Below are 20698 nucleotides of genomic sequence, written 5' to 3' on the forward strand. Positions count from 1 at the left end.
GCCAGCGCGGCTGGCCCGCCGGCTGCGCCCTGACGCCCGTCGGATTGAGATCGGGACGGACGCCCCGTGTCGGGCGGGCCAGTTCCGGCTCCGCGCCCCGGGTGGCCGCGCGCGGCGCTGACGGCGGATTGACTCCGAGCAGGCGGCGTTCCTCGTGGGTGGGTTTGGCTCGCACGCGGGCGCTCAGTCCGGTACGGGTTTGCAGGGTGAAGGAGTTCTCCGCGTCGGCGTCGACGAGCTCGACGTCAGCGTCGCAGGCCTCATCGTTGGTCAGCACCGTGACCCGCGGAAGCGTGGCCGGCCATTCGTCATCAGTGTCGAGCACCAGAAGTGCGTTATCGGGCAGCGATTCCGGGATGGACCCGACCACTGCCCCTGACGCGGCCACCGCCACAATCGATTCCCACTGCGCTGCGCGATCGGTCACCACGACCAGGGGACGTCCGGTCACACTGGCGCGCAGGGCCACCTGCCGCAGCAGCAGTGGAGTCTGGCACAGGACGGTGATCGGCCCCGCCAGCGGTAGGTGCACCGAAGCCTTGTCCCGCGGGTCGCCGATGGATCCGATGACGGGCCCGGTCGGCCCGAACGGAATCACCGGATCCGCGCCGGTCAGCAGGGTCGACGGGATGGGCGCCTCGAAGGGCAAGTACCCGATCCGGAACTGACGCCACATCGCCGGTTGCACGCCGTAGAGCGGGCCCAGCCGCGACACCGGTGGCGCCGTCGGACGGGCAGCGGTGCGATAGCGCACCAGTGCGGCGATGTTCACGGTGTCACCGCCAGCGCGGCTAAGCCGGATCAGCGTGGATGTTCTTTGCGCCAACGTCCATGTCCACCACTGCGGCGAATCGACGCTGATATGCGCGGGATCGGCGTAGTACACGCTGGCGTACCCCTGACGACTCTCCATGTGTGACCAGTGATCAACAGTCGGTGTGTCGTCGTGCAGTGCCGCGTTGACCGCATCGATCTGCGCCGCGCTTGCCGGGACAGCGTCGATCCCCTTGGCCGCCAGCATGTCGGCCGCACGAAGGCATGTCGTGGCGGCGACCCGGTGCGCGGATTCGATGTCCCTGCCACGGCGATCGATCGCTGCCAAGTTCTCGTAAAGGCGCATCCTTAGCACGATCCAGTTCGACCGCGCCGCTGCAGCTGGGGTGGGGCCCGTCATCTGTTGGTAGAGATCGGAGAATCCACCGACGGCCCGAAACCCGTCGCCGAGAAGGTCGATCGAGTCGAGCTCGACGTCGAGCACGTTCATCATCTCGGTCAACATCGCGATGCTGATCGTGTTGATTGTGCGTTCCTCGGTGTCGGTGACCACGCTGGGCGCTATCGGATCAGGCCGTAGCTCGACCATCATGGTCAGTGTCTCGTTCTCCGAGACCACACCGATCGGCACCCCACCGGTGGGTACATCCAGGGCTGCGGGCCACTGCGGCGGGGTGGCGGCACGACGGCGCCGCCACCAAGTCCATCTGCGCTGGACCCACCGTGTCAGCGTGACGTGGTAGACGGTGCTGAACGCCAACAGCGCCAGAACGACCACCGGAAGCGCGACCCACACCGGATGCAGTCTCCCCACGGTGGCCGCCACCCAGCCCACTGACACCACCAGCACGGTGATGGTCCGCCACAGCGTCCACCGCATTCCCCACACCGGCGGCTTGGTGAACCCCGATGCTGCACCCGTTTGTAAACGGCCGCTCCCACTGTTCATCGGCTCTGCTTCCTCCGCAGCGCGAACACCACGCCCACAACAGCGACACCGAGCGCCACCACACCCAGCAGTGTGTAGGTCGCGACTTGGCGTGGCGCCATGTCCGGCGGTGGCGGGGGCGGTTGCGGGACGATCACCTCGTTCACCGGCCGCGTCGGCACCGGATCGGCGACATTCCACGTCAAGGCCGCCAACGGGTCTAACACTCCCCATCCCAATGCCGGATCCGGGGTGGTCGGAGCAGCCCGCGCAGTGGCCTTCAGTCGATTCATCACTTGGAAAGCGTTGAGCTCGGGGTATTTCTGGCGGACCAGCGCCGCCACCCCGGAGACGTAGGCCGCCGAGTAGGAATCACCGAAGATCGGCACCAGCACACCGTCCTGACCGGGCACTCCGTTGACCAGCCGCCCATCGGGATAGTTGCCGATGCTGGTGATCAGCTCGCCCGGTGCCGCCAGATCCATCCACGGGCCCTGCAGGGTTGTCGTCGACGGCGCGCCGTCACCGTTGACCGACCCGACCGCCAGGACGTAGTCGGCCCACCAGGCCGGCGACGCGATGGTGACCACGTTGTCCCAACTATCTGGATCTCCTGCCGGCGGCGCCGGATTCTGGGTGCAGTCCCCGCCGGTGTTGCCCGCGGCGACGACAACCACGACATTGCGTTCGGTGGCCGCCCACCGCAGCGCGGCACCCAGCTCCCGGTCATCGGCGTGACGAACAGCCTTCATGCACGACACCATCGAGATGTTGATGACCTGAGCCCCCAAGTTGACCGCGTGTACCACCGCCCGCGCCATCGCCCGCAGATCCATCGCGGTCTCGGAGGCATTCGGGTCGTCCCCCGGCGGGGCCGCGCGCTCGGGGCTGAAATGCGTGGAGGATTGCCGGATGCTGATCAGTGCGGCATCGGGGGCAACCCCGGCGAAGCCGTCGCCGGGATGCGGTGAGGCACCGATGATCCCAGCGACCAGGGTGCCGTGCCCGTCGCAGTCGGATAACCCATCACCATCGGTGACGTAATCGCCGCCGGGCCTTAGGTTGGGCAGCCGGAAGTTCGGGGTGACACCGGTGTCGATGACCGCCACGGTGATTCCGGCGCCGGTGGCAAACGGCCGCACCGCATCAAGATTGAGAAGCCGCCACCCGGGCGGCGGGTCGGCGAAGTTACTGCCCGGCAGCACGCCGGGGGTTTGGCAGGCCACAGGCTGGGCCATGGGAACCTCAGGGCCGGTCGTGTCCGGCGGCACCGCGGCGGCATCGACGCTGGGCGGGGTCAGCGCCGCCGCTGGCGCGGCCGGGCCGATCACCGCGACCAGTATCGCGACCGCAGCGATGGCCACGGGCCGCCAGAGCCAATTCCCGAGCGAATCTGCGCTCATCCCAGGCTCAGATCTCGAAGCGTGGCGTAGACGCCCATCACCCAAAAGCACAGGGGGAACGCCACACCCAGCGCGGCGTTGCCCAACCACTGCACCCACCGGCTCACCCGCGGATTGACCGAGCGGCCCGGCACCACGATCGCGATTACGCTCAGCCCCACAGTCACTGCGGCTACCGCCGCCATGACCACGATCGGCGCTACCCCTGAGGGCCAGGCAAGCAAGGCTCTGGCGGCGACCCCAATGATCACCGCCACCGCGCCGCTGAACATCGCGTACGCCTGGATCTGGTTGGGCATGGTGCGCCCGCGGATGACGAGGACCAGCACCACGCAGACCGCGATCCCGATCATTTGCCTGACGTAGTAGGAACTCGGATCGAAGACCACCGCGGCTGCCACGGACACCACCGCCACGGTGGCCACCATCAGCCCCGAGGTCAGTTGGACGGCGCGCTGGGCGCGCAGGCGCAGTGTTTCCAGTTCGTCGGCGTCCACGCCGCTGCCGACCTCGATGTCTTCTTGGCCTGGCGCGAGTACCGGCGGCAGGGTGATTCGCGCCAAACCCAGCGCCGTTCGCGGCACTTGGAGCAGGCCGATAAGCCCGACCAGTACGGCGCCTGCTGCGATCGCCGAGGGGGCCAACTCGGTGTACTCGACCACCACGCAGGTCAGTGCTGCGGCGGCGGCCATCGCGATCACTGAACTGTAGGCGGCCAGGTGCCGGCGGGTGATCAGCAGCGCACATAGTGCGGCGATGCCCATCCCGACAGCGCTGATCAGCAGGTGCGCCACGCCAGGAACGGCGGTGCGCTGCGACACCGGAACGACCTGGCCGATCGCCGCGGCCGCGACCACCCAGACCACCGCCCAGGCCGTCGAGGCATCCGGGGATCGATACCGCAGCGTCGCCGAGGTCATCCCGATCAGTGCGGCCGCGGCCCCGACCAGACCCACTGCCATCCATATCCAGCTGAATCCGTTGGCCCACCACAGCGCCCACTGGCCTGCGCACAGCGCCACTCCACCGGCAACCAGACCGGCGAGCCCGGCACGGCGCGCGGCGGCGGCGTCGAAAGGTCGGGCGGCCTGCGCGGCCGCTTCTGATACCGCGTCGACGACGTCTTCGATCACGGGCCGATAGCGCTCGGTCGATGCGACCGAGCGCAGTTCGAGGATTGCCCCGTCGAGCACTCGGGCGTCGTTGAGTGTCTGATCGGGTTTGATGGCCCCGTCCATGCGTGCCAGCGTCCAGTGCCCGTCGCGGGGCGACTCGATGTCGGCATCTTCGGCAAGCGCGTCGATGACGTCGGTGATGAACTCCCCGATCGGCACTGACGACGGCAGGACAAGATCCTTTTGCGTCGTGTCGTATCTCACCGCTACCCGCGACAAGGCAGCTCCTGGTGTGGCAACCACTACCGCCCCTCCTGTTCGCGCCGGCCCCCTGCGGCGCCACTGTGTCGAGCTTGCATCGTTGTGGAGCTCAGTCAGTTCACGGTCCGCGGATACAGGTCCGACAGCGCCGCGGCGATCTCCAGGTAGCGGCGGCGGGTCTTTTTGTTCAGCAGCTCCAAGGTGATCTCTTTGCCTTCGTGCAGGTGCCGGTCAAAGGGCAGCTCGAAGATCCGATCGGGTCGGATCTCCCGGGAGAACTGCTCGATCGCTTGCGCGACATCAACATTGGGCCGCCCGGCCTCGGTTCGATTGATCGCCAGCACCGCGGTGTCAAGCAAGCGCTGGTAGCCGGCGTGCCGCAGCCAGGCCAACGCGTCGCGGGTTTCGTGCATCGCGTCGATCGAGGCGCTGGTCACCACCACCACCGCCCCGGCCTCAGCCAGCACCGATCGGATCAGTTCGGTCTTGAGTCCGATCCCGCAGTCCACCACGACCACTGCGTAGTGCTCTTGCAGGATGCCCAGCGCCTTCTGGAAGTCGCCGGTGTCGATTACGCGGTCGCTGCCGGCGTAGTCAGGTCCGGCCAGCACTTCGAGGCGGGTCTTGCCATTCTGCGACGTGTGAGCCCGCACGTCGTGGTAGCGGACCACCGAGGTGTCATCGACGAGGTCGTGGATGGACAGCTGATTCTCCACGCCGTGGCGCATGATGAGGTTGCCCCCGTCGGGGTCGGCGTCCATCGCGATCACCCGATCGCCTCGGTGCAACCCGAGTGTGGATCCCAGCCCCTCGGAGACGACCGTTTTTCCGACGCCGCCTTTGAGTCCGATCACAGCCACGGTGAATGTGGTTCGAATGGGGCGCTGAACATTTTCAACCAGCCCAATTTCATAGGATTCGTCTTTGCCAGGACCGAGGTTGATTCGCGTCAGCGTGTGCAGGGTTCGCCGCCATCCCGCTTTTGGTGGAACCTTGCGGCGACGTACGTCGAGACGGTCCAGCCCGACAGATCCCTCTACGGTGGCCGGCTGACGGGCGGGAACCGGCAGGGCATCCCCGCCTGCGTAGTGCCCTCCACGACGCGGCTCGACCAAGCCTGGGGTGGGCCGGTACTGAGGCTGCGGTGGTGGGAAGTCTTGCGGTGCATAGCTTCTGTGCGGAGCGGATTGGTGCCGCGGCGGCGGACCGTCCACAGCAGGATGGACCTCCGTCGGCCAGTCCGGAGGGTCACCGTGAAACTGTTCAGCTGGACGTGGTGGCGGAGCGGGCGCGGGCGGCGGCTCGGCGGCAGGGGGTCGCCGATGGGGCGCCCCGCCGGCTGGCGGGCCCTGTTCGAAAACGCCGCCATACGGGTCTTGTGGATTGCTCATGAATTGACCCTAACACCGCCAATGAATGAATAAAACACCATCGTGACCTGCGCAAAAACATAGCGGCACGGGATTCTTATACCCGTACCGCTATATTTCCGAGTTGGTGATGGTGTCAGCCGAACGACGCCATGTTCACCTTCTCGATGTTCTCCTGGCCGTGGGTGGCCTCCTCGACCGCCGCGAGGTACTGATCGACGGCGATCTTGAACTCTTCGCCACGGCTGTTGAGCTTCTGCTGCTCCATCGCCCACATCTCCGAGGCCTCGCCCTGCCAGGCGGCGACACCCTTGCCCAGGGCGGCCTCGGCCTGCTCGTTGCCCGCCTGAATGGTCGAGGCGTTCCCACGAAGCGTGCCGATCGTCGCGTGGATGGTGGCGAAGTTCCAAACCTGCTGTGTCATCTGCTCTCTCCTACAGTCTCGTTGTGAGGTGGTCTCGGCCGATCAGAACGCCGCGCCGGCGCTGCTACCGATGATGCTGGCGCCGTCGGCGTCGGAATTGATGTAACCGGTCGTCGCGTGGCCGACCCGCTCGGCAATGCTGTCGAACTCGGCCATCAACGCGATACCGACCTCATGCAGCTGGGAGGCCTTGGCCTGGGTGGCCATGCCCGCTTCGCCCTGGAACTGGGCCTGCAGCGCCTGGACCTCGCTGAGGAACGCCTGAATCTGCCCCTTCTGCGCCGCAGCGATGTTGCCGATCTCCTGGCCGACGGCCGCCTGGACCGCGGTATCGGTGCTCAGAATTGCCACTTGTCACTCCCTTTATCAATGGTTGGTTGTTGCGTCATGCTCGCTTGCTGTCTCACGAGGTTCACCTTCGACATTGAAGGCCGCGCCGGAAACAGCAGCGACGCGGAACATCTAATCCGTCCTTACCAGCCAAAACGATCCCTGCGGCGAACGCAAGAGGACCCCCAGCTTCCTCCCCTCCTCTCACCATGCCCTGACGTCATCTCCCGAGTCGATGGTGTCGAAGCCCAGTGAGGCCACCACGTGTCGCTCATCGACCTCTGGCTCGTCGGCGGCCACCATGGACCCGTCAACACCACGCATCGCGCCGGCCATCGGGCCCATCATCCCGGTGCCTGAGCCGACCGCACCGGTACCGGATCCGGCGACGGTGGCGCGAGAGGGCGCCAGCTCAGATTGCGGGGCTGCGGCAATCGGCGGGGTCCACCCTGCAGGAGATCGCAGTGTTGCACCGGAGCCGCCCGACCCGAGCAACCCTGCCCCGCCGTAGGCGCCGCCGGCCGAACCGACCGGGCTGGTGCCATACATCCCCATCTGGTCAACGGAACCAAAGTGCGACATCAGCGCATCGTTGGAAATGCCTTGGCTGGCAAGATCACTGCCAGCGCCTTGACTGAACAGCTGGGTGAGTTGCTGCAGCGGCTGGCTCGCCATCTGCATGAACTGTTGGGGCCCCTGCCCGAGCAGCTGGCCGGCCTGCTGAGGCAGCTGCGCGGCCATCTGCGGCGCCTGCATGGCCATCTGCGACATCTGTGTCGCCATCTGCGACGATTCCATCGGCGCGGCGGCCGCTGCCTCGGCGCTGCGCTGGGCACCCTGCTGGCCCGCCGACGCTGCGGTGTTGCCCGCGATTCCGCTGAGCTGGCTGACTGCCTGTGCGCGGCCTTTGACGTTCTCCCCCACGCTCGACGCTCCCAGTGAGGCCAGCACCGCGTTGCGCGCCATGCTCGCCGGCAGGGCGGCGGCGGTCTGCGACAACACCGCCGCCAGGCCCGCTTCCGGGGCGCCCGGGGCCGCCATGATGGGCGGGGCCGGGGGGACCGGTGGGAATGTCGTGTTGACCCCCGTCGCCGACGCGTAGCTCTCCATGACCCCTGCGGCGCGGTTCCACATCTCCACGAAGTATTGGAACTCGTTGACGGCGATCGGAACCGTGTTCACACCAAGGAAATTGGTGGCCTGCAACACCGCGTGGGTGATGTGATTCTCGGCGATCTCTCCCAGCGAGGGGGTGGTTGCCACGGCCATCGAGTAGGCCGACGCCTGCGCGGCCGCTGCCGCCGCGCGCTGCTGGGCCATGGCGATCACTGTGCCCATCCACGCCAGGTATGGCTGGAACGCCGCCTGTGCCTGCGTGGAGGCCATGCCCTGCCACGCACCCGAAACCACCGCGATCTGTGTTTGCAACGCCGTCGTAGCGGCGGTGAAGTCGGCTGCCAGCGTCTGCCAGCCGATCTCCGCCTGAAGGTAGGGCTGGGCGCCCGCACCGGCGATCAGCCGCCCGGTGTTGACCTCGGGCGGGAAACCATGCCACATACCGTTGAACCCCCGACGAGTCCGGGGATCAGACGATCAGCGTGGCACCGGCGACGTCACCGGCTTCGTAGGCCGCCCCGACCGCGGTCAAGCCCTCACCGGCCAGCGTCAGCATCGCCGCGCCTTCGGCCGACATGGCGCTGAACTCGATACCTTGGGCACCGAACGCCGCCGCCGCCATCACCGACACTTCGTCGACTCCGGACGGAACCAGTGCCGACACCACGGGCATTGCCGCGGCGGTGACCGCTGTCTGCTGGGCGCTAAGCCCCAGAACAGACGCGCCCCCCATAAGCAAGGCTTCGGGCTGTACCTGCAACATTTGTGATCCCCTTTCCTGCCCCAGCTAATCTACCGTGATATTTGCATGGTCCGTGCACCTTCTCAACAGGCGCCCCGACCTGGTCTTTTGCCGATCAGTTGGCTCCTGGTACCCCCGCGGGGTCTTCCATTTCAGTTACCACTGGCGTTTGTATTACCTCTTGTCCCGCCGCCGTGATGAGCACACCTCGGCCAGTCACACGGGGCTGGACCCGCAGCCCCAAGATGGGGCCGTTCTCCTTGATGCCATCCATCACCAGTGTGGCCCCGTTGACGTCATTGTTCATCTTGAGCAGGGAACCGGACTGCGCCAGCACGCGGGTGGCCAGCCCGATCGGGCACGACACCACGGCGTGAAGGCCCAGCGAGTGGGCGTTGCCCCAGTAGGGCGCCAGCGGCGCGAATGCCTGCGGTGCCGCGCTGTTGACCATGGCGTAGTCGTCGACGAACACAAAGACCTCCGGCCCGCTCCACCAGGACCGGTCACGACGTTCCTGCATGCCGACCTTCTCCGTCGGTGTGCGACCCGCGAGCGCATTGGCGATCCCCTCCACCGCCGTTGTGAGTTCGGTGGCGTTGAGGATCAGACCGTTGTGGGCCACCGATTTCCGCGTGGTGCCCGGCTGGCCGGGCGCCGGGTTGGTCACTGGCACGGTCTCCCAGCCCTGCCAGCTCAGGATGTAGCGCTCGTCGATGATGTCGAGCAGCTGGGAGGACTTCAGGTCGACGACCATGAACTTCACTTCGTCGGGGCTGTAGCGGGCCATCAGCGACTTCATGATCGCCGCGATCAGATGGGTCTTGCCGCTGCCGTTGCCGCCGCCGGTGCGCCCAAAGATGTTGAGGTGACGGTCGCTGAGCATGTCGAGCATGACCGTCGAGAGGTCCTTTTCGTACATACCGATCGGCACCGACCATTTCGATCCGGTCCACTCGGGCGGCACCACCAAAGAAGATGCCTCCACACGTTCGGGCAGCCGGCGCACCCGCCGCGCCGACTGACCCTGCCAGCGGTCGGCGACCTCGGCGATAGCCGCGGCCAGCCCAGCATCGTCGACGGCTTCGATGTCGTCCAAGCGGGGGGCGCCGATCATGATGTGCAGCGCCTCGGCCAGGTCCAGGCCGCGGCCGGGAACATCGTCGGGCACCGCCTCGGCGAGCCGTTTGTTGTTGACCCCAGACAGCTCCGGGGAGTTCATCTTGAAGTCGACTCGGGTGCTGAAGCTCTGGTTCATCGCCCGGCCAAGTTCGGAGTGCACCTGAACTGCTACCACGATGTGGATGCCGACGGCCAGACCGTTGTTGGTCAGGTTCGCGACTGCATCGAGGTGGGTGTCGTTCTCTTTCTTGAAGTTGTCCCACCCGTCGATGAGCAGCAGCACATCGCCATAACCGTCATCGGCCGCCTGTCCGGCTGCCACCTTGTCGCGGTAGGCGGCCATCGACCCGATCCGCAGTTCCCGGAACAGCGTGCGACGCTGGCTCATCACCTCGGTGACCTCGGCGATGACCCGGGCGATGCCGTCACCGTCGCCGCGGATTGCTACGCCGCCGACGTGTGGAAGCCCTTCCAACGCCGCCAATTTGAGGTCCGCGCCGCAGTCCAGTCCGTAGATCTGCACCGTGCGCGGGTTGTTCAGTGCCGCCGCCGACACTGCCAGGGTTTGCAACGCCACCGATTTACCCGAGCGTGGCCGCCCCAGCAGCAACAGGTTGCTGTCCGTCAGATCGACACGGAACACATCCTGGGCGTGGGTGTACGGGCGGTCGATCAACCCGATCGGCAGATCGAGCACCGCCTTGGCTCCCGCACGCAAACCACTGTCGGCGATCAACCGCCCCAACGGCCGAGGCCGCAGCAGCGGGGGCAGCCACAGCTTCTCGCAAGGCTCCCCCTGGCCGGCCAACTGGTCGAGCATCACCGAGGCAATCTCGGGAGCGCTGGCGATCTCCTCGGCGGTATGCACCGCCACCACCGGTGCACCGTCACCGTCGACGGGCTCCTCCTGAGGCAGCGGAACGGCCTCGACGCTAAACGGTGCGACCCCGGAGAACCCGACCGTCCCGCGCTTGTCCGCCCGTTCGGGTGCGGCCACCGGCGGGAAGTAGGGTGCCTGTGGGTTGGCGGCGGTGAAGTACTGCGGCTCGGCGCCGCCAACTTTGAGGTAGCCCTCGCCGATTTTGTCGAGGTAATAGGCCTCCTTGGTCTCGATCACCGCCTGGGAGTCCTGGGCGCTAGCGGTCTTCATCGCGATCTTCCACCCGCAGTTCGACAGCAGCTGGCCGACCGACACCCCGGTCAAAGACTGGGTGGCCAGCAGCAGGTTCATCCGATCAGAACGGCCCTGCCGGCCCAGGTGCTCGAAGACATCGCGGAACTCGGGATGGTCTTTGAGCAACGCGGTGAACTCGTCGACGACGATCAACAGGGTCGGAAACGGTGGCAGCGCCGCCCCTCGTTCGCGGGCCTTCAGATAGGTCATCGCGTCACGGAACTTCTTGCCCACGGTCCGCTTGCCCAACTCGCTGCGCGCGGCCTGACGCTTCTCCACAGCGCCGCGCATGACTTCCTCGAACCGGCTGATCATGTCCTTACCTGAGGACAGGTTGCTGATGATCTCCACGGTGTGGTTGAGCTTTTCGAACCCGTCAAAGGTGGCCTCACCCTTGTAGTCGACCAAGATCAGGTTCAGCTGCTCAGGGGTGTGTCGAGCCACCAAGCCCAGCAGCAGGTTGATCAGCAGGGTCGACTTGCCCGATCCGGTGGTTCCCAGGATCAACCCATGTGACCCCATTCCCTGCTCGGCTTCCTCCTTGATGTTCAACGACATCACGGCGCCTGACTTGGTCCATCCGATCGGGACGCGCATCCGATCGGGGTCGCCCTCGCGGAAGGTTCGCCACGTGCTCGTGCCGGTGGAACCGACATCGTCGATGCCCAGTAGCGAGGCCCATGTCTTGGGGGTTTCTGCTAGCGACGATTCCACACCGGCCAAGATCTGGGCATCGGTGGCAGCCCGCCACCGGGTCATCCGCCGCGCCACCTGACGGGCCTGCTCGACGCCGACCGAATCGGCCCGGCTCAGCCAGAACTTCAGCGGGTCATCGGGTGTCATGCGCCGCTTACGGGCTGCCCCATCTGCGGCGATCTGCACCCGCGCACCGAGGGTTTCCAGCCCAGATTCATCGACCTCGCCACGGCGTATGACCGTCACGGCTTCCAGACCTTCACCGCATCCGGGCACCGAACCCACACCGTCAGCGACAACAATCAGCCATGGCTTGGCTCCGGTGTACTTGTCATCAGCAGAGAAATCTCCGCGGTCAGCGATCAGCTCGGCCAACGCAGCGCCAGCCTCGGCCGGCGAATACACCATCCGTTCGGTGCCCAGCGCGTCCAGGCGCAGCGGATGCTGGTTGTGCGGCAACCACTTGATCCAGTCCCAGTCGGCCGGATTGTTGGTCACCACCGCGACCATCACCATGTTCGGCGGATGGAACACCGCCACCTGCAGCAGCAGTGCGCGCACCACGCTGGCGAGATCGCCCTCTCCGAAGAACTGCACCGCCCGATGGGTCTTGAGGTCAATCAGCGTCGGCATACCTTCGACGGCGCGATGGGCCCGGAAGAATCGTTCCCCCGCCGTGCGCGCGACCGGCTCAAGATCCTTCTTCTCGGCGGTCTCTTTCATCGTCATGCCGCCGCCCAGCTTCTGGGCCGCCACCCCGACCCGCGGGGCCAAAAAGTAGGTCGGGTCACGATCAGGGGCGCTGCGTTCCCATTGCCGAGGACTGCTGACCAGCGCGGCCAGCGTGTCAGGCGACGGCGCGTAGTGCGCGAGGTAGCGGTACTGCGCGGCCGCCCGCGAGTGAACCTTGCGCCGCAGCCCGGTCAACATCTCCAGGTACTTACGCCGGTTGAGGTCGATCTCAGGGGTCTTAGGGCCGCCACTGTTGCCGTGCCCGGCCATCATGCCCCCAGCGGCCATCAAGAACATGAGCGGGAACATCAGCATCATCGGACTCATCCGCCGGATACCCATGGATAAGAAGATGCCGATCATGCCGATGATCGCTACGCCCATCAACAGCGGGAGCAGCTTCTGGAACTTGTTGGGCGGCACCACCTCTGGGATCTCGTTGGGCGGCGGCACCTCGGTGGCAACCGTGATCTCCTCAGCCGAGGGGGCCTCGACCCGTTTGCTCGACCGGTTCGGGATCCAGGGACGCACACTCATCGCAGCCCACCTTCCGTATCGCCGTTGCCCGCCGCGATCGTGTCCTGGCTGATCAACGCCGCCTCCTTCGACAGCCCTGGGCCGTCAGCCAAGATCGCCAATACCGCCCACGGAGCCGGAATCGGCGAACTCAGACCCAGCGCCTTCTCCGTCGACGTGCCTTCCCGCGAAGACATCAGCCCGTAGCGCACCCCCGCATCGGAGACCCACCACAGCGTTTCGCGCGCCGGAGACCGCGGATCAGACCCCGTGGTCTGCACGAAGAAACCCGACCCCGGCGGCGCGTACATCGACACGGTGGGCCGCGAGACCAACTCGTGCTGCCACAGCATCTGCTGTTCGGCGTCCAACGGCAACCCCGGCCGGAAGGTCAGCACCGTCCGGGACTGCTGCTCCCCAGCGGCCTTGACCCACTGCCAGCACGTCACCGGTTCCTCCATACTTGGCGAGGAGTGCAGCGGCGACTCCGGAAACATACTCGTGTCCAATCCGGGATTGGCCGCAGGCAGCCGCGCAACCACATCTTGAGACACCGTGGGCGCCACGTCGGCCCCGTAGGCATTGGTATTGCGGATGACCGCAGCCATCACCTCAGAGATCTTCTGAACACCGTCGGCGAGCACCACATACCAGTCGGCGTCCTCTCCTGAGGGAACCCGAATCACGGATCCGACAACGATTCCCGGGCTTACCGCATACCCCGGGACACTGCCGCCCTGCGGGATGACCGGGGAACTGATAGGCCGCCCCGCCGGGATCGCGTTGAACAATTCCTCGCTGATCACGTCGATGGTGGGGAACCGCTGCAACCCCAGACCCAACACCAGGGCCGTGTCGTTGATGTCAATGCGGCGACGCTGATCACCGGTGAGCAGCCAGGTCGCCTCATCGGGGCCCTGCACGATCCGCGCCGCCGACGGGTCAGCACTCAACAACTGCTGCTGATCACTGGCGATGACCGCCGTCGTCACCGCCGGCCGGGCCGTCCCGGGCCGATCGATCACATCACAAGCTGTCCACACTGAATCCTTCTGCGCCGGCTGGAACACGCGCGACGGCGCCCCGGCGATACCCACCAGCGATCCGCGCGCCATGTTCTGTACCTCGGAGGTCTTCACTAATGCTGGCGTGTCCGGCTTGCCGACGATCAGCTGCGCCGAGACCAGGTTCAGCACCGGGTGCAGCTTTGAGTCGATCGTGACGAACAGTTCCGACGTTTCGCGAGCCTGCACAATCGGCGAATTGTCCCGTAACCCTTGCGGTTTGAAGTATGCGAGCGCGACAGCCCCAACAGCGACCAGCGCGGCGACCAGGAACCCTGCCATCGCCGCCATCGTCGCCGACCGATTGGGGTCGTGGCGCATCGAGGTGTCGTGCCGGGTCAGCGCGTGCGTCAGCCGGTTCACCAGGAACTTGTAGCCGGTGACTTGCAGCTTCGTAGACGGGATGAACGGCATCAGGACCCCACGATCTCGACGAGCTGCGTCAGATCCGAACCGGCTTCGCTGGATTCGGCGGCTAACACTTTGCGCAACCCCAACGCCATATCGGCGCCGATGATCGTAGTCAATGTCGTGGCATCGAGGACCTCCGGTGGATCCTCCTCAAGCCGGAGGTCGCGGAAATCGGCCGCACCTTCGATCACCTTGCGCACGAACCGTCCGTTGCCAACCACGTCGATCGCGCTGCGATCGCCGATCCGTAGTTCAGCCAACCGGCCACAGGTGGCGCGCAGGACCTCGACTGCCGACTCAGCCAGCACATCGTCGCGACCGACGGCCACAGCCTCAGCAATCGCGACCAGCTCACCGGCACTGTAGGTCTCGAACTTGAACCGGTGCGCAAACCGACCCCGAAGACCTTCGTTGGCCGCGAGCAACCGATCGATATCGTTCTCGTAGCCGGCGATCACCACCACCAACCGGTCCCGATCGTTTTCCATTCGCGCCAAAAGCGTGTCCAGGGCTTCCTTGCCGAACGGATCGGCCCGACCGTCACGCTCCTGGACCAGCGTGTAGGCCTCGTCGATAAACAACACACCATCGAGAGCACTGTTGATCGTCGCCCCGGTCTTGGCTGCTGAATGCCCTTCGTATTCGCCGACGAAATCGCGGCGCCCGGTCTCGATCAGCTTGGGCTCGGCAATCACACCCAAGCCGGCCAAGATGTTGGCCATCACCCGCGCGATCGTGGTCTTGCCTGTTCCCGGCGGACCGACAAACACCATGTGGTTGGCCGAACCGGGAGTCTTCAGACCTAACTCCCGCCGCTTGGCCGCCATCCGGATCCGCGCCCGAAACGTCTTGATCTGATCTTTGAGCGCACCCATGCCGATCTGGGCGTCCAGTTCCGCGGTCGCCTCAGCCAACAGCTTGGCGCGCGCCTCGGCGGCTCGCTCCCCGGCCAGCTCGGCGGCATCGGGCCCGGACTCGGGATCCCACGGGTCAGTCCTGGCTGCCACCGCTTCACGTGTCGTCACTTTCAAACGGATACCGGGATCGGCGATCGCCGCCGCTACCTCCGCCGACGGCGCCACCGCGTTGATCTGCTTGAGCAATGCGACCGCAGCATCTTCCTCGCCACGTTCCCGCGCGATGAGCGCCAGGAACCATTTCGCCGCCGGCTTGGCTCCCGGCAAATTCTCCTGGGCCTCGACACTATGCAGGTAGCGCTGCGCCTCATCGAACTCACCCAGAAACGCGTGCGCACCGCCAAGAGCAACATCGACGGCCACCCGCAACAACTGATCAGCCTCGAAGGAGCCCAGCTCCTCCCCCAGGCTGGAAATCACCTCCGGCCACCGCTGAGCCTTGTAGTGAATCGCACCAACGAGCCACCGCCCCGCGATCGTCGAGGGCGCCTCAGCCAAGGTCTCCAACGCCTCCGCGTAATCCGGCGGGGTCCGCATCGCCTGCATCCGCGCCAACGCCACAGTCAGGATCCCGCGGTCAACGATCGGCTGGTCGAGGGCGACGATCCCCATCCCGATATCGAACCGCGGCACGAAATGGGCCGGCGGAACCCGCAACCGGGACAACTGCTGGTGCATGTTCGCCCGCGACCGCCACGCGCGATAGATCACACCGGTCTCGTTGTCACCACACAGCATTCGACCCAGCCAGGCATCGCACATCTGCGGGTCCTCTTCGCTGGCAGCGGTAAAGTACCGCAACGCCTGCGCACTATCCGCGCGGCCGCCGTCGATGATCCCCAACGCCGCTACGCCAGCATCGAATCGATCCTCAGCTGCGCTCACGCCGGGTACCTCCGCGCGAACTCCGCACTCTCCATGTCCTGGTATTCCTCCGGCGTCGGTAGTTTCTGCGTCCGCCGACAGAACCTGTCGATCGGATCCGGATTCCGGCCCTGCGCTTCGGCGCTGAGCAACGTGAACAGCCGCAACTCCATGCGTTGCTTGGCCCGCGCCAACCCCGCGATCGCCACGATCTCCTCGGCCAGCGTTTCGTCGTTGGTCAACGCCTCAGGCTCCAGCATCAGCGCGCTGATCTGCCCGCGCCCATTGCAGGTAACCCCAACCGAACCGGCCGGGTTGAAAACCGTGAACTCCCTTGCGTAGAACTCCTCGGTCGACTCCGGCACCGACACATCGCCAACCTGCTGCCCGAGATCACTCACGATGCGATTCCCCTGTCCGGCACGCCGCCTGCTCCCTGTGTCAGCAACTCCACCATCCGTCCGAGCTCAAAATGATCAGGATCGAAGACCAATCCCAGCCGCGCGTACCGCAGCGCGGTTGGGGGATCCTCACAATGGCGAGCCGCCAACTCCCGGCACACCAGGCACACCACAGACGTCATCTCCGCTATCTGGGCCGCTGCCCAGCGCGGCGGTTCCGCACCGAACAGCGGCGCAGACACCATTGCCGCAGCGGAAGCCAGCGCACCGGTCGAGGCGGTCGCGGGATCTTCTCCCACCAGCTCGACGAACTGCCTCCACTCGGAGTTGATGTCGAGCACGTAACCCGTATCCGTGTGACGCGGGTCCAGACCTCGGTTGCGGATCTTGCTCAAGGCCACATGAAAACTCTTCGGCCGAGCGGGATCTCCGAACAGCATGTCACACAGATCCGCCGTCACGATCGGCTGACAGAATGCGATTGCGCCGATGATCTGCTGCTGCATCGGCTGGAACGGCGAGCCGGTCCCGTCGACCACTTCGAATCCCCCGAACACCGTCATCCAGGGCCCCTGCGGGCGATCCGGGGCGACAGCCGCCTCCCCTGTGACTGGCCTCAAGTCAGTGCCCGCGACCCTCGTCGAGACGTCATCTGCGGCGACTACCGGATCGGCCGGCGCCGGCGGCTCCGTGGCAGCCGCGTCCAGTGTCGATGCCACGTCGACCGGATCGATGACCAGCCCGGTTGATTCCACTTTGACCCCTTCGCCCGCGATCTGTCCACCGTCGGCGACACCAGCGATGGGAGAATTCGAGTCAATTGGATCTGTCTCGACTGCACCGCGCTCGATGCCGGGTGTTCCATCGGGAAGCGCAAGGACTGGCCGGCGCAGGGGCCGCACGGGCCAGGCCGTACCCGCGGCTAGCACGTCGACCCACCCGGGGTCGTCGGCGAGCAGCGGGTCAGCGATCACCACCGTGGCATCCGGGTTGCCACTGACCCGCGCGCCGGCTATCGCTGCGTCGTCGGCGACAACCCCTTGCGCGGCCGCCTGCATCGTCCAGTGGGCGATCATCGCGTCGCGGCCTGTGCAGGTCACACCGATCTCATCGATGGCTAATGCGTTGACCGCGAGCAGCTCGGATTCGCCCACACCCAGTACAACGAGAACGGGATCGGCCGACGCGTCACGCAGCCCTGGCTCGGAGCCGCGGGGAGCGCGCACCCAGCCCGCGTCGACGAACTCCCACGGAGCTGCCAGACGTCCCGGGTCGGTGGAGAACTTCACCCACACCCACTGCGGGTCAACGCGCACCACCACTGCCCTGGCCGAGGTCAACGAGTGCACACCGCCCAGCAGCCTGCGCACGCCGCCATCGAGGCACTCAGCGACCAACTCAGCCGGGGTTGCCTGTCCAGCAATCATCAACCCAACCCCAGGTCGAGTTGATCGAACTCGGGCACCGCCTCACGCACCGCCTCCAGGCGCCGCTCGTCAATCGCCGCGTAGCACTCCTGCAGCCCTGACATCACCAGGTCCTCGATCTGCCGCGCGGAATAGCGACCCACGATGCCGTCCAGGTACAGGTCGGTCAGTGCCCCATACCCGTCTATCTCTGGCATCACATTGGGCTCTTCGGGTGCCGCACGGCGCACGCGAAGATCGTCATACATCGCCGACTGAACCTTGCCCAGCACCGAGCCCAGCTCCCTGGACTTGGCCAGGAAACTCTCCACCGCGGGGTGAAACGACACTGGCTGAACTCCTTCTTAAGTCTCGGTCGGCCGCACGCGACGTCGCTGACCGGCCACCGGTTCGGAGACCTCGGGCTCGTCAGCGACCAGTGGCTCGTCGGGAAACCAGTCTTTATTGCGGGCAGCTTCCTTGTCGCCTTCCCCGCCACGGTTGTGCGGCATCATGCCCATCGGCATCATCCCGCTACCGCCGAATCCTCCCGGCCGAGCACCAGCACCGGTCGATGGCGCGGTAGTCGATGACGCGGCCGGCGGCGGGGCAGCGGCCGGCGCTTGCTCGGGCAGACTGGCCGGCATCGTGCGGCCACCTCCTCCAGCACCACCGCCGCCACCGCCCAAACCTGACCCGCCACCGCCAGACCCCAAGGCACTCAATGGGTTGCGCCCGGAGCTGCCCAGGCCCGAACCGCCGGTCGGCGATCCGCCTCCACCGAGAACATTGCCCAGCTGGCTGGCGGCCTGACTGGCCTGCTGGCCCATCTGCTGCACCGATTCACCGGCCTTACCCATCATCTGGCCACCGGCATTGGCCACCATCGACGGGATCTGCATCAACGTCGACATCACCGACTGCATCCCCTGGCCAGTCGATTCGCCAAGCCCCTGCGCAGCATCACCAGACTGCAGCTCATCAGCTGCGGCAGGATCATCGATACTGCCGATCTCGCCCGCCGGCTTGTCCGGCAAACGCGGGTCCCCGTCACCGCTGATGCGCGGTGAGTCGCCGGGCTTGTTCACCTGATCGTTGACCCCGCCCGCACCTTCGCCGTAGCGGTTGATCGTCGACGCCGAGACCTCTCTGGCCTCTTCAATCGCACGTTCATGCTCGGCAGCCTCCGCGGCACCACGGGGATCACCGGCGGCCGCCCTCGTCGATGCCGCCAGCAACAGCTTGTACCGCTGCCGAACGTCCTCGGCCCGAGGATGCTCAGCTACCGCAGACCGCCAATAGGACCCCACCTGACGCGCCGCCATTGCCTGCGCACCCGCCGAGGTCGCGCCTTCGTTCATCCATTGACCAAAGCTCTGAAGCCGCGCCGACAGCAGCGAGGCCGCCTCACTGTCCCACGAGCCGGGTAGCCCAGTTGCCAACGCCTGCAAAGCGGCAGCCGCCGAACTCAATTCCGCAGCCGCAGAATCCCACGCCGCTGCGTGAGCTTCCATTCCAGCTTCACCGGCACCACCGCGCAACGCGTCGTCGACAGTCGCAGGCTCTGCGGGGATCTGCGCAACCGCAGAAGACGTATCAGGCATGTCAGGGATTGAAACTGCGGGCGGCGCAGGGATATTCAGCGCCGAGAGCGCCGCCTGCACAGCACCGCCTACCGAGCCAGCCCCTACCGACCCTCCCGAAATGCCCTGTGCGCCCGCCGCGTCACCATCGACATAGCGCTGCAGCGCCGCAGCGACTGCCTGCGAGCCCTCAGTGATCCGAGCGATACCCCCGGCAAGATCAGCGCTGAGCCGCCCCGCACTCGCTGCCACTTGTCCGGCCGCGGCCACTGATACGGGATCCGCCCCGGGCGCGGCGGGCGGGGTGATCGCAGCAGGCGCCGCCAGCGCGGCCGCTGCCGAGCTCAACGCCGCACTGATACGCGGCCCAACCTCGGCAGGATCAACCCGAATTCCAGCCACCTACAGGCCACCGCCTGCAGCAGAGATCGACTGTGCGCCATCAGCATCGCCGCCTTCGTAGCGCCCCGCCGCGGCCATCAGATTCTGGGCCATACCAGCCCGCCGCGCGCCAGTCTGCTCGGCGTAGCCCGACACCCTGCCGAAGTACTCGCGCAGGGACGCCCCCACGGGAGCCGCGATGGCGCCATGACATCGGATGATCTCGTCTTCGACACCGTCGATCCACGCAGAGACCTGGCGCCGGTACTCGTCGTAGCTCGCGGCACATTCGTCGTTGTCAACGGCGGAGGTCCGCAACGACGCCGGGTCAACGGAAACAGGTGCTGAACTCATGCGGTAATGATCTTGCAGCGAACAGGTGTTTTCAACAGGCGCACCCCCGACCATCGTGTCCGCGGTTAGTACTGCCATGTTTACACCCCCCTTTGACGCCAATCTATACCCGTGAACTATTACGCTAGCATGTACCTGTATGTGGTGCCATCGTCCAAACTCTGCAACCATGGCCCACACCGCCACACCCACACCACTGGCACCACAATGAGCCGACGCGTCATGCGAGGCTTTGACCCCGAGGATTTCACCCGAGCCCGCATCTCCGCCGGTCTAAGCCGCCAGGATCTCGCCCGCCTATCCCGTACCGGCCGCGCCACCATCGACAACTGGGAAAACGGCAAAGCCACACCCCAGATCGACGCGCTTGTCCGCGTCGCCGCAGTCCTCAACCTCACCCCCGAGTCCTTCATCAAGATCCCCCCCGACCGGCGCTACCCCGGCGACTGGCGCGTCATCCGCGGACTCACCCAGCCACAACTGGCCGCTGCGACCGCACTGAGCACCACCACCATCGGCGCCATTGAGCGCGGCGAAGTCGCCCTCACTGACTCCAACGCTGCAACCATCGCCGCCATCCTCGATCTCACCCCCGCCGCCTACCGCGCCGCCTACGA

General features: G+C 66.1%; 17 protein-coding genes and 1 pseudogene. 1 reads left to right on the plus strand and 17 read right to left on the minus strand.

What is annotated here, in order from left to right; translation table 11 throughout:
- The 17 genes and pseudogenes from eccE to MSZK_RS14455 all read right to left on the minus strand — a co-directional run.
- Positions 1 to 1723 (minus strand): type VII secretion protein EccE (eccE, locus tag MSZK_RS14380; RefSeq protein WP_199203338.1); only part of this gene is annotated, 1723 nt, incomplete at its 3' end.
- On the minus strand, positions 1720 to 3105 hold the full coding sequence (gene mycP, locus MSZK_RS14385; protein WP_041801108.1) for a type VII secretion-associated serine protease mycosin: 1386 nt from the start codon (positions 3103 to 3105) through the stop codon (positions 1720 to 1722). The genes eccE and mycP, both read right to left, overlap by 4 nt.
- Positions 3102 to 4484 carry a type VII secretion integral membrane protein EccD gene (eccD, locus tag MSZK_RS14390; RefSeq protein WP_233211308.1) on the minus strand — a complete coding sequence of 461 codons (1383 nt, stop codon included), beginning with the start codon at positions 4482 to 4484 and terminating at the stop codon, positions 3102 to 3104. The genes mycP and eccD overlap by 4 nt, the downstream gene beginning before the upstream one ends.
- A 110-nt stretch (positions 4485 to 4594) precedes the next feature.
- Positions 4595 to 5341 (minus strand): MinD/ParA family protein, encoded by a 747-nt coding sequence (locus tag MSZK_RS32365; protein WP_158230582.1) that lies wholly within the window; start codon positions 5339 to 5341, stop codon positions 4595 to 4597.
- A gap of 646 nt (positions 5342 to 5987) precedes the next feature.
- Positions 5988 to 6275: a hypothetical protein gene (locus MSZK_RS14400; protein ID WP_011896190.1), complete on the minus strand. Its 288-nt coding sequence runs from the start codon at positions 6273 to 6275 to the stop codon at positions 5988 to 5990.
- Between the two features lie 42 nt (positions 6276 to 6317).
- Positions 6318 to 6626 (minus strand): hypothetical protein, encoded by a 309-nt coding sequence (locus MSZK_RS14405; RefSeq protein ID WP_011896191.1) that lies wholly within the window; start codon positions 6624 to 6626, stop codon positions 6318 to 6320.
- A 183-nt stretch (positions 6627 to 6809) separates the two neighbouring features.
- Positions 6810 to 8162: a PPE family protein gene (locus MSZK_RS14410; RefSeq protein WP_099248881.1), complete on the minus strand. Its 1353-nt coding sequence runs from the start codon at positions 8160 to 8162 to the stop codon at positions 6810 to 6812.
- A 28-nt stretch (positions 8163 to 8190) separates the two neighbouring features.
- Entirely contained in the window at positions 8191 to 8484 is a 294-nt protein-coding gene (locus MSZK_RS14415) for a PE family protein (RefSeq protein ID WP_011896193.1), read from the minus strand.
- 94 nt (positions 8485 to 8578) lie between these two features.
- Complete coding sequence (locus MSZK_RS14420; RefSeq protein WP_011896194.1) at positions 8579 to 12721, minus strand: type VII secretion protein EccC; 4143 nt, start codon at positions 12719 to 12721, stop codon at positions 8579 to 8581.
- Positions 12718 to 14178 (minus strand): type VII secretion protein EccB, encoded by a 1461-nt coding sequence (gene eccB, locus MSZK_RS14425; protein WP_011896195.1) that lies wholly within the window; start codon positions 14176 to 14178, stop codon positions 12718 to 12720. Before eccB ends, MSZK_RS14420 begins: the two co-directional genes overlap by 4 nt.
- Positions 14178 to 15977, minus strand: a complete 1800-nt coding sequence (eccA, locus tag MSZK_RS14430; RefSeq protein WP_011896196.1) for a type VII secretion AAA-ATPase EccA — start codon at positions 15975 to 15977, stop codon at positions 14178 to 14180. The genes eccB and eccA overlap by 1 nt, the downstream gene beginning before the upstream one ends.
- Positions 15974 to 16357 (minus strand): YbaB/EbfC family nucleoid-associated protein, encoded by a 384-nt coding sequence (locus tag MSZK_RS14435; protein WP_011896197.1) that lies wholly within the window; start codon positions 16355 to 16357, stop codon positions 15974 to 15976. Before MSZK_RS14435 ends, eccA begins: the two co-directional genes overlap by 4 nt.
- The gene (locus MSZK_RS14440; protein ID WP_233211309.1) at positions 16354 to 17646 is read right to left on the minus strand and encodes a hypothetical protein; all 1293 of its coding nucleotides are present in this window, start codon (positions 17644 to 17646) and stop codon (positions 16354 to 16356) included. Before MSZK_RS14440 ends, MSZK_RS14435 begins: the two co-directional genes overlap by 4 nt.
- 137 nt (positions 17647 to 17783) lie before the next feature.
- Positions 17784 to 18113: a hypothetical protein gene (locus MSZK_RS14445; protein ID WP_049777507.1), complete on the minus strand. Its 330-nt coding sequence runs from the start codon at positions 18111 to 18113 to the stop codon at positions 17784 to 17786.
- Positions 18114 to 18128: 15 nt separating this feature from the next.
- Positions 18129 to 19367: a PPE domain-containing protein gene (locus MSZK_RS14450; RefSeq protein ID WP_081437724.1), complete on the minus strand. Its 1239-nt coding sequence runs from the start codon at positions 19365 to 19367 to the stop codon at positions 18129 to 18131.
- A 126-nt stretch (positions 19368 to 19493) separates the two neighbouring features.
- Positions 19494 to 19748, minus strand: a pseudogene (locus MSZK_RS33005) (PE domain-containing protein); the annotation flags it as partial.
- On the minus strand, positions 19749 to 20159 hold the full coding sequence (locus MSZK_RS14455; protein ID WP_158230583.1) for a type VII secretion target: 411 nt from the start codon (positions 20157 to 20159) through the stop codon (positions 19749 to 19751). It abuts the pseudogene before it with no gap.
- A gap of 129 nt (positions 20160 to 20288) precedes the next feature.
- On the opposite strand from MSZK_RS14455, the gene MSZK_RS14460 reads away from it, so the two are divergent.
- Positions 20289 to 20698, plus strand: a 410-nt coding sequence (locus MSZK_RS14460; protein ID WP_199203339.1) for a helix-turn-helix transcriptional regulator, incomplete at its 3' end; no start/stop codon positions are given.

It is taken from the genome of Mycobacterium sp. shizuoka-1, assembly GCF_002723835.1.
GTDB lineage: Bacteria > Actinomycetota > Actinomycetes > Mycobacteriales > Mycobacteriaceae > Mycobacterium.